Annotated in this window: 10 protein-coding genes; 2 read left to right on the top strand and 8 right to left on the bottom strand. The window is 68.6% G+C overall.

Features of this window, described 5'->3' with window-relative positions; translation table 11 throughout:
* Positions 1–55: 55 nt before the first annotated feature.
* From thrC to coxB, 8 genes are all read right to left on the bottom strand, one after another.
* Positions 56–1444: a threonine synthase gene (thrC, locus tag IC63_RS15740; protein WP_036722214.1), complete on the bottom strand. Its 1389-nt coding sequence runs from the start codon at positions 1442–1444 to the stop codon at positions 56–58.
* The gene (locus IC63_RS15735) at positions 1444–2124 is read right to left on the bottom strand and encodes an SURF1 family protein (RefSeq protein WP_156965524.1); all 681 of its coding nucleotides are present in this window, start codon (positions 2122–2124) and stop codon (positions 1444–1446) included. Before IC63_RS15735 ends, thrC begins: the two co-directional genes overlap by 1 nt.
* On the bottom strand, positions 2124–2528 hold the full coding sequence (locus IC63_RS15730) for a GFA family protein (RefSeq protein ID WP_036722211.1): 405 nt from the start codon (positions 2526–2528) through the stop codon (positions 2124–2126). The genes IC63_RS15735 and IC63_RS15730 overlap by 1 nt, the downstream gene beginning before the upstream one ends.
* Positions 2529–2595: 67 nt before the next feature.
* Positions 2596–3414 (bottom strand): cytochrome c oxidase subunit 3, encoded by an 819-nt coding sequence (locus IC63_RS15725; RefSeq protein ID WP_036722210.1) that lies wholly within the window; start codon positions 3412–3414, stop codon positions 2596–2598.
* Between the two features lie 31 nt (positions 3415–3445).
* Entirely contained in the window at positions 3446–4030 is a 585-nt protein-coding gene (locus IC63_RS15720; RefSeq protein ID WP_036722208.1) for a cytochrome c oxidase assembly protein, read from the bottom strand.
* Complete coding sequence (locus IC63_RS15715; RefSeq protein ID WP_232222647.1) at positions 4027–4299, bottom strand: hypothetical protein; 273 nt, start codon at positions 4297–4299, stop codon at positions 4027–4029. Before IC63_RS15715 ends, IC63_RS15720 begins: the two co-directional genes overlap by 4 nt.
* A complete protein-coding gene (cyoE, locus tag IC63_RS15710) occupies positions 4293–5225 on the bottom strand; it encodes a heme o synthase (RefSeq protein ID WP_036722205.1) in 933 nt (310 codons plus the stop codon). The genes IC63_RS15715 and cyoE overlap by 7 nt, the downstream gene beginning before the upstream one ends.
* Positions 5226–5228: 3 nt before the next feature.
* Positions 5229–6128, bottom strand: a complete 900-nt coding sequence (gene coxB / locus IC63_RS15705) for a cytochrome c oxidase subunit II (RefSeq protein ID WP_036722202.1) — start codon at positions 6126–6128, stop codon at positions 5229–5231.
* A gap of 153 nt (positions 6129–6281) precedes the next feature.
* Here coxB and tldD point away from each other — a divergent pair, with 153 nt between their 5' ends.
* Both tldD and dprA read left to right on the top strand, forming a co-directional pair.
* Complete coding sequence (gene tldD, locus IC63_RS15700; RefSeq protein ID WP_036722200.1) at positions 6282–7700, top strand: metalloprotease TldD; 1419 nt, start codon at positions 6282–6284, stop codon at positions 7698–7700.
* 106 nt (positions 7701–7806) lie between these two features.
* On the top strand, positions 7807–8657 hold an 851-nt coding region (gene dprA, locus IC63_RS15695), incomplete at its 3' end, for a DNA-processing protein DprA (RefSeq protein WP_052042318.1).

The raw sequence follows: 8657 nt of genomic DNA, 5'->3' as shown, positions 1-8657 counted from the left end.
GTGGTGATGCGGACGTCGATCATGGGGGTGGTCAGGGGGGTGGTCAGGGGGGCGCTCAAGCCGTTCTCCGTTCAAGAATCAGGGACTTAAGCGCGGCATTGTCGTTTTCAACCCGGGTCACCCGCTCGGGCAGGTCGAACAGCCGCGCCATGTGCGGCGGCAACGGCGGGCGGAGGCCGACGGCCTGTTCGACGGCATCGGGGAACTTGGCCGGATGCGCGGTCGCCAGCGTGATCATCGGCGTGCCCGCCTGGCGGTGTTCGTCGGCCACCTTGATCCCCACGGCAGTGTGGGGGCAGACGATCTCGCCGGTCTCGGCGCGGACGCGGGCGATGGTCGCCAGCGTCTCGGGCTCCGACACCCGGCCCGAGTCGAAGATCCCGGCCAGATGCTCGCGCGCGCCTTGGCTGATGGTGAAGCCGCCGGATTTCAGCTCGTCCATCAGCTGCGCGACCGCCGCCCCGTCGCCGTCATAGGCGCTGAACAGCGCCCGTTCGAAGTTCGAGCTGACCTGGATGTCCATCGACGGCGACATCGAGGGCTCGACCCGGCCGACGCGGTAGTCGCCGGTCTTCAGCGCCCGGTCGAGGATGTCGTTCTGGTTCGTCGCCACCACCAGCCGGTCGATCGGCAGCCCCATCGCGCGGGCCACCGATCCGGCATAGATGTCGCCGAAATTGCCCGTCGGCACGGTGAAGCTGACCCGGCGATGCGGCGCGCCCAGGCTGACGGCGCTGGTGAAGTAATAGACCACCTGCGCCAGCACCCGCGCCCAGTTGATCGAGTTCACCCCGGCCAGTCCCACGCCGTCGCGGAAATCATGGTCGTTGAACAGGTCCTTGAGCCGCGCCTGCGCGTCGTCGAAGGTGCCCGCGATGGCCAGCGCGTGGACGTTGGCGTCGTCCGGGGTGGTCATCTGCCGGCGCTGCACCTCGGACACCCGGCCATGCGGGTACAGGATGAAGACGTCCACGTTGGGCAGGCCGCGGAACGCCTCGATGGCGGCCGAGCCGGTGTCGCCCGAGGTGGCGCCGACGATGGTGATCCGCCGGCCCTCGCGGGCCAGAGCGATCTGGAACAGCTGCCCGATCAGCTGCATGGCGAAGTCCTTGAAGGCCAGCGTGGGGCCGTGAAAAAGCTCCAGCAGGTGATGGCCGGGGGACAGCTGGACCAGCGGCGCGCGGGCGGCGTGGCCAAAGCCCTGGTAGGCGCGGCGGATCGCCTCGCGCAGTTCGGTTTCGGAAAAGCTTTCTGCGACGAAGGGCTGGACGATGCGGAACGCCGCCTCCTCGTAGGACAGGCCCTCGAGCGTGGCGATTTCCTCGGCCGTCAGCTGCGGGACGGTTTCCGGGACATACAGGCCGCCGTCGCGGGCCAGCCCGGTCAGCATCGCCTCGGCAAAGGGCAGCACCGGGGCCTGCCCGCGGGTCGAGATATAGCGCATCATTCCCCTCGGATAACTTGCCGCCGGATACGCCAGACCAGCGCCATTGTCATCCCGAAGCAGATCAGCGCAAAGGAAAACCACTGCATCGCATAGGACAGGTGGTTGTTCGGGATCTCGGTGATGTCGAGCGGCATCGCCATCACCCCCTGATCGTCGCCGCGCACGGCCGAGGCGACGACCAGCACCGGCTCGGTCCCCAGATGCGCGGCCATGCGCGGCACCTCGCGGGCGAACCACACCCCGGCCCTGAGGTCGGGTTCGGGGGTCGAGCGGCCCTTTTCGTCGGGCCAGTGCAGGTTCCCCGCCACGGTCAGCGCCACCGGCGGGCGCGGCCGGGCCTTGTCGTCCTGCGGGATGAAGCCGCGATCGACCATGATCCGGTGGCCATCGGCGGTCCGGAACGCCGAGACGACGTTATAGCCGCCGCCCAGGTCGCGGGTGCCGGACAGGACGAGGATTTCCTCGCCGGTCGTGGTGCCCTCGACGATCACCGGCAGGTATTTCATCGACGGGTCGCTCACGGCGGGCAGCGGCACCGGGGCCTGCTCGATCCCGCGCTGGATGGTGGCGAGTTCGCCGGTCTTCCACGCCATCCGGCGCAGCTGCCAGACCCCCAGCGAGGCCAGGATGGCGGTCACGATCAGCCCCAGGACCAGCGGCAGCAGCCAGCGGCGCATCAGTCGTAATCCTGCGGAAACTGCTTGACCCCGGGCGGTCTGACCACGCCGGGCAGCTTGCTTCGGGTCCAGATGCAGGAGGCGCCGGTCAGGTCAACCGGGTCGTCCAGCGAGCCGCCCTTGATCAACATCTCGGGCCCGTCGGGGTCGTTGCGATGCCAGCCGCGGCTGCCGCAATCGGTGCAGAACGCGAAGGCGAGCACCTTGCCGCTGACAGTCCGGCGCGACCGGACGCGCGGGGTGCCCCGGGTCAGGCGCACCGCGGCAGGCGGCACGATGCCCGAGATGCCGAAGGCCAAAGACGACTGCGCGCGGCATTCGGTGCAATGGCAGACATGGACGCGGCTGGGGACCGCCGCGACGGCATGGCGGACCGCGCCGCACTGGCATCCTCCGGTCAGCATCGCATCCCCCGCAGACGAAAAAGGCGCGCGAGGTGTCCCCCGCGCGCCCGAAAGGGTCAAGGCCTGATCAGCGGCCCCAGACGTAGATCGCGAGGAACAGAAAGAGCCAGACCACGTCCACGAAGTGCCAGTACCAGGCCGCCGCCTCGAACCCGATATGGTTGCGCGAATCCATTTCGCCACGCGCAAAGCGGATCGCGCAGATCGCCAAAAAGATGGTTCCGATGATGACGTGGAAGCCGTGGAAGCCCGTGGCCATGTAGAACACGCCGCCATAGACGGTGTCGGCCAGCCCGAACTGGGCGTGGCTGTACTCATAGGCCTGCAGGATGGTGAAGCAGACCCCCAGGATCACCGCCACCACGGTGCCGCGCAGCGCGGTCTTGCGATCGTTATCATGAACCAGCGCGTGGTGCGCCCAGGTCACGGCGACACCCGACAGCAGCAGGATCAGCGTGTTGATCAGCGGCAGGTGCCAGGGATCGAAGGTGTGGATGCCCTCGGGCGGCCAGACGCCGTCCTTGATCGGGCTTTCCGGCCCCATCGGGTACAGCGCGTTCTTGAAGAAGGCCCAGAACCACGCCGCGAAGAACATCACTTCCGAGATGATGAACAGGATCACGCCATAGCGCAGGCCGATCTGGACGACCGGGGTGTGATCGCCGATGTTGCCTTCGTGCGCGACGTCGGCCCACCAGCCGTACATGGTGTACAGCACCATCAGCAGACCCAGCGCGAACTGGGTCCACGCCGGCAGGCCCAGATGGGTGATGCCCTTCATCCAGAAGACGGCGCCGGAGAGCATCACGAACGCCCCGATCGACCCTATGAAGGGCCAGACCGAGGGCGGAAGGATGTGATAGTCGTGGTTCTTGGCGTGGGCCATCGCGGCGGCTCTCCCCGAAGTCGTGTGCGGTTCAGTTTATGGCGGTTGCCGGACGGACGTCCATATCGGCGGCGGCCGATTTCTGTTCGTCCGACCGAAAGAAGGTATAGCTGAGCGTGATGTCGCGGATCCGGCCGGCATCGCGGTCGGCGACCATGTCGGGGCTGACGAAGAAGGTCAGCGGCATCTCGACCCGCTCGCCGGGCTTCAGCGTCTGCTCGGTAAAGCAGAAACACTCGATCTTTTCGAAGAAATAGCCGGCAGCGTCGGGCGAGACGTTATAGCTCGCGGTGCCGGTGACGACCTGGTCGGAATTGTTGACTGCCTCGTAATAGGCCATCGCCGTCTCGCCGATGCGCACCGTCATCTCTCGCTGCATCGGCCGGAAGGTCCAGTCGAGGTCGGACATGACGTTGGCGTCGAAGCGGACGCGGACGGTTTCCTCGAGCACGCTGTCGGACCCCTGGGTCGCGACCTGCGTGGTCCCGGCAAAGCCGGTGACCTGGCAGAACCAGGAATAGAACGGCACCGCGGCCCAGGACAGCGCGCCCATCACCACGACGAGGGCGACCAGCCGCACGACGAGCTTGCGGTTGGGATCGGGACGGGCGGTCATGGCTTGCCCCCTGCCGCGGCGGGCGCCGCCGCGGGCGTGCCGGGGGCGGCGACCGGGTTTGCCGCGGGGCCAGCGGCGGCCGGCTCGGCCGGCAGCACCGAGGCGCGCTGCTGGTGGTCGAAGGCCTGCATCAGGTCGCCCTGCCGGATCTTGGCGATCGACAGGCCGAAGACCAGCGCGACGAAGGCCGCCAGCACCAGCGCGAGGCCGATGTTGCGGCCGCTGCGACGGCGATGAAGCTCGTGTTCGGCCTGCAGCGGCATCACCATGCCCCCGCCATCGCCTGCACCAGCAGCGCCGCGAAATGCGCGAACAGATAGACCAGCGACAGCTTGAAGAAGGATTTCTCGGCGCGATAGCCGTCGGCCACCGCCTGATCTTCGGTTCGGCGCAGGATGGTCCAGCCGCCGTGGATGAACAGCGCATTCAGCACCACCGCCACGGCAAGGTATAGCGGCCCGCCGATCGAGGTCAGCCCCAGCGCCAGCGCGAACGCCGCCAGCACCATCGTATAGACGAAGATGTGGCGCCGCGTCGCGTGTCGGCCGTGGGTCACGGTCAGCATCGGGACGCCGGCATTGTGGTAGTCTTCCTTCATGAACAGCGCCAGCGCCCAGAAATGCGGCGGCGTCCAGAAGAAGACCAGCGCGAACATCAGCAGCGATTCGATCGAGACTCCGCCGGTCGCGCAGGCCCAGCCGATCATCGGGGGGAACGCCCCCGCGGCGCCGCCGATGACGATGTTCTGCGGCGTCGAGCGCTTGAGCCACATCGTATAGACGACGGCATAGAAGAAGATCGTGAAGGCCAGGAACGCGGCCGCAAACCAGTTCGCCGCCAGCCCCAGCATCACAACGGCGAGCCCGGACAGGAACAGCCCGACCGCGAGCGCATCGCCGGGCGCGAGCCGGCCCGCCGGGATCGGGCGCTTGCGCGTGCGGTGCATCACCGCGTCGATATCGGCGTCATACCACATGTTCAGCGCGCCCGAGGCCCCGCCGCCCAGGGCGATGAACAGCACCGCGCAGAAGCCGATGAACGGATCGACACGCACGGGGGCAACGAACAGGCCCACGAAGGCCGTGAACACGACCAGCGACATCACCCGCGGCTTGAGCAGCGCGACATAGTCGCCGAACCCGGCCTCGGGCGCGGCGCCGCTGGCCGGCGCGTCATATGCGTGGATGTCGGTCACCGATCAGTCGGCCGAGGCGACGCGCACCGGCTGGGGCAGCACGTCCGAGGCGTCGGCAGCAAAGGTCGTCTTGGCGTCGGCCAGCCAGGCGTCGTATTTCTCCTGGCTGACGGCCTTGACCACGATCGGCATGTAGGCGTGGTTGATGCCGCATAGTTCCGAACACTGGCCGAAATACACGCCCTCCTTGTCGACCGAGAACCACAGCTGCGCGATCCGGCCCGGCACGGCGTCCTGTTTCACGGCAAAGGCCGGGATCGTCCAGGAATGAATCACGTCGGTCGCGGTGACCTGCACCAGCACCTTCTTGCCGACCGGCACGACGACGGCGTTGTCGGTGGCCAGCAGATATTCGTTATCGGTATAGCCGGCGCCGGCGAGCTCTTCGCGGGCCAGCATCAGCGCGTCGAAGGCGACCGCGTCGTTGGGATATTCATAGGACCAGTACCACTGGTGGCCGATGGCCTTGATGACCAGATCCGGGTCGGCGGGCATTTCCTGCGACCGGAACAGCGCCGGCAGCGAGAAGATGCCGATGGTCATCAGGATCAGCACCGGCACCAGCGTCCACAGCACTTCGACCGGGGTGTTGTGGGTAAAGCGCGCGGGAACCGGATTCGCGCGGCGGTTGAACCGGACGATGCACCACAGCAGCAGCAGGCAGACAAAGACGGTGATGACCGAGATGATGATCAGCACGAAGTGGTCCAGCCACTGCTGGTCCTGCGCCAGCGGGCTCGACGCCGGCTGGAACCCGATCCCGCCCGGCACGGGTTTGCCGATGATCGGAAGATCGCCCAGCATTTCCTGCGCTGCGGCCGTCCCGGCCGTCGCCAGATTCGCCGCGGCCATGCCCGCCGTCATCAGCGCCGCCGTCGCGCGGCCCCTTGCCCAGTTTGCCATTCGTCGCTTCCCGTTCACTATCGCTGCGTCTTCAAGGTTCGCATGCCTGCGGCATCGCGTCCCTCGGGCAGATTGTCACAACCACATCTGTCGCCACCCGACAAGCCATAGCTATCGACTTGTGGCTAAAAAACCCTTAGCTGCGTCTGACCCATGACTGACCGTTTCGCGCCCTTTGCCGACCTGATCGACCCCGATCGCGCCCTGTCGATCCTGCGCGACGCCGTCGCTGGCGCCGATGACGGAGAGCTGTTCCTCGAACGCGCCCGCAGCGAGACGCTGGTCTTCGACGACGGCCGGCTGCGCAACGCGGGCTATGACGCCTCGCAGGGGTTCGGCCTGCGCGCCGTGCGCGGCGAGGTCACCGGCTACGCCCATTCGACCGAGATCACCGAGGCCGCGCTGCGCGACGCCGCCGCGATGGCGCGGCTCGCGGTCGGCAATGGCGGCCACGTCCTCGCCCCCGCCCCGGCCGGGCCGGGGCCGCGGCTTTACACCGACGCCGACCCGGTCGAGGGGCTCGCCTTCGGCGACCGCATCGCCACCCTGCGCGACATCGACGCCTATGCCCGCGATCTCGACCCGCGGGTGGTGCAGGTCACCGCCTCGCTCGCCTCGTCGCTGCAGGAGATCGCGATCCTGCGCCCCGAGGGCGGCATCGTCACCGACATCCGGCCGATGGCGCGGCTGAACGTCTCGGTGATCGTGGAATCCAACACCCGGCGGGAAACCGGCAGCGCCGGCGGCGGCGGGCGTCATGGCCTATCGGGGCTGATCGACCCGGCGCACTGGCAAAGCGTAGTGCGCGAGGCGCTGCGGATCGCGCAGGTGAACCTGCGCTCGGTCCCCGCGCCGGCGGGGGTGATGGACGTCGTGCTGGGCCCCGGCTGGCCTGGAATCCTGCTGCACGAGGCGGTGGGCCACGGGCTGGAAGGCGATTTCAACCGCAAGAAGGCCTCGGCCTTTTCCGGGCTGATGGGCCAGCGGGTCGCCGCCCCCGGCGTCACGGTCGTCGATGACGGCACCCTGCCCGACCGCCGCGGCTCGATCACCGTCGATGACGAGGGCACGCCGCCGCAGCGCAATGTCTTGATCGAGGACGGGATTCTGGTCGGCTACCTGCAGGACCGCCAGAACGCGCGGCTGATGGGCGTCGCGCCGACCGGCAACGGGCGTCGGGAAAGCCACGCCCATGCGCCGATGCCGCGGATGACCAACACCATGATGGACCCCGGCACCGACGATCCCGCCACGATCCTCTCGGGCCTGCGCGACGGCATCTATGCGGTCGGCTTTGGCGGCGGCCAGGTCGACATCACCAACGGCAAGTTCGTGTTTTCCTGCACCGAGGCCTACCGCGTCCAGGGCGGCGAGGTCGGCGAGCCGATTCGCGGCGCGACGCTGATCGGCGACGGCGCGACGGCCCTGCAGCAGATCCGGGCGGTCGGCAACGACCTGGCGCTGGACCCCGGCATCGGCAATTGCGGCAAGCAGGGCCAGTGGGTGCCGGTCGGCGTGGGCCAGCCCACGCTGATGATCGGCGGGCTGACGGTCGGCGGCTCGGCCGCGTGAGGCGCGCGGAAATTTTGCCCCTTTGCCCGGAGCCGCTAACCGTTTCTTAACCAATCTCATGCGATGAATCCTCCCGGATGAGGCAGAGGCCGGGACCCAAGAGCGGTTGTTTTCTTTCGACACCCCCCCCACCCCACCCACCACGAGGGAAGACGATCTTGCCGTCCTCCGCCTCATCCGCTCGCGCCGCGTGGGACCGGCGACATTTCACCGGCTGATCGCCGAACATGGCTCGGCCACCGCGGCGCTGCAGGCGCTGCCCGACATCGCCGCCGCCGCCGGGATCGACTCCTACGCCGCCTGCCCCGAGGGCGTGGCCCAGGCCGAACTGGCCGCCGGCCGGCGGGCGGGCGCCCGGCTGATCCGCCACGATTCGCCCGACTATCCGGCGCTGCTGCGGGAAATCCCCGACGCCCCGCCGATCCTGTGGGTCCGCGGCAACCTTGGCGCGCTGCGGCGCCCGATGATCGGGGTGATCGGGGCGCGGAATGCCTCGTCCCTGGGGCTGCGGATGGCGCGCGGGCTGTCTCAGGGCCTGGCCGCGGCCGGCGTGACCGTGGCCGCCGGGCTGGCCCGCGGCGTCGACACCGCCGCCCACGAGGCGACCTGCGAGGCTGGCACCGTCGCGGTGATGGCGGGCGGGATCGACCTCATCTATCCGGCCGAGAACCGCGCGCTCGCCGACCGCATCCTGGTGTCTGGCTGCCTGGTGACCGAACAGCCGCTGGGGCTGGAACCCGTCGCCCGCCATTTCCCGGCCCGCAACCGCATCGTGTCGGGGCTAAGCCTGGGCGTCGTGGTGATCGAGGCCGCGCATCGCTCGGGCACGCTCATCACCGCGCGCTTCGCGGCCGAGCAGGGGCGCGAGGTGATGGCGGTCCCCGGCCACCCCATCGACGCCCGCGCCTCGGGCTGCAACGCGCTGATCCGCGACGGCGCGACCCTGGTGCGCAACGC

Origin of the sequence: Paracoccus sphaerophysae (assembly GCF_000763805.1) — a bacterium.
Lineage (GTDB): Bacteria > Pseudomonadota > Alphaproteobacteria > Rhodobacterales > Rhodobacteraceae > Paracoccus > Paracoccus sphaerophysae.
The sequence above is the reverse complement of the archived record's forward strand: the minus strand, read 5'-3'. Positions and strand labels throughout refer to the sequence as shown.

Coding starts and splice junctions, on each gene's coding strand:
- thrC (WP_036722214.1), bottom strand. CDS start 1,444: ATGCGCTATATCTCGACCCGCGGGCAGGCCCCGGTGCTGCCCTTTGCC.
- IC63_RS15735 (WP_156965524.1), bottom strand. CDS start 2,124: ATGCGCCGCTGGCTGCTGCCGCTGGTCCTGGGGCTGATCGTGACCGCC.
- IC63_RS15730 (WP_036722211.1), bottom strand. CDS start 2,528: ATGCTGACCGGAGGATGCCAGTGCGGCGCGGTCCGCCATGCCGTCGCG.
- IC63_RS15725 (WP_036722210.1), bottom strand. CDS start 3,414: ATGGCCCACGCCAAGAACCACGACTATCACATCCTTCCGCCCTCGGTC.
- IC63_RS15720 (WP_036722208.1), bottom strand. CDS start 4,030: ATGACCGCCCGTCCCGATCCCAACCGCAAGCTCGTCGTGCGGCTGGTC.
- IC63_RS15715 (WP_232222647.1), bottom strand. CDS start 4,299: ATGGTGATGCCGCTGCAGGCCGAACACGAGCTTCATCGCCGTCGCAGC.
- coxB (WP_036722202.1), bottom strand. CDS start 6,128: ATGGCAAACTGGGCAAGGGGCCGCGCGACGGCGGCGCTGATGACGGCG.
- tldD (WP_036722200.1), top strand. CDS start 6,282: ATGACTGACCGTTTCGCGCCCTTTGCCGACCTGATCGACCCCGATCGC.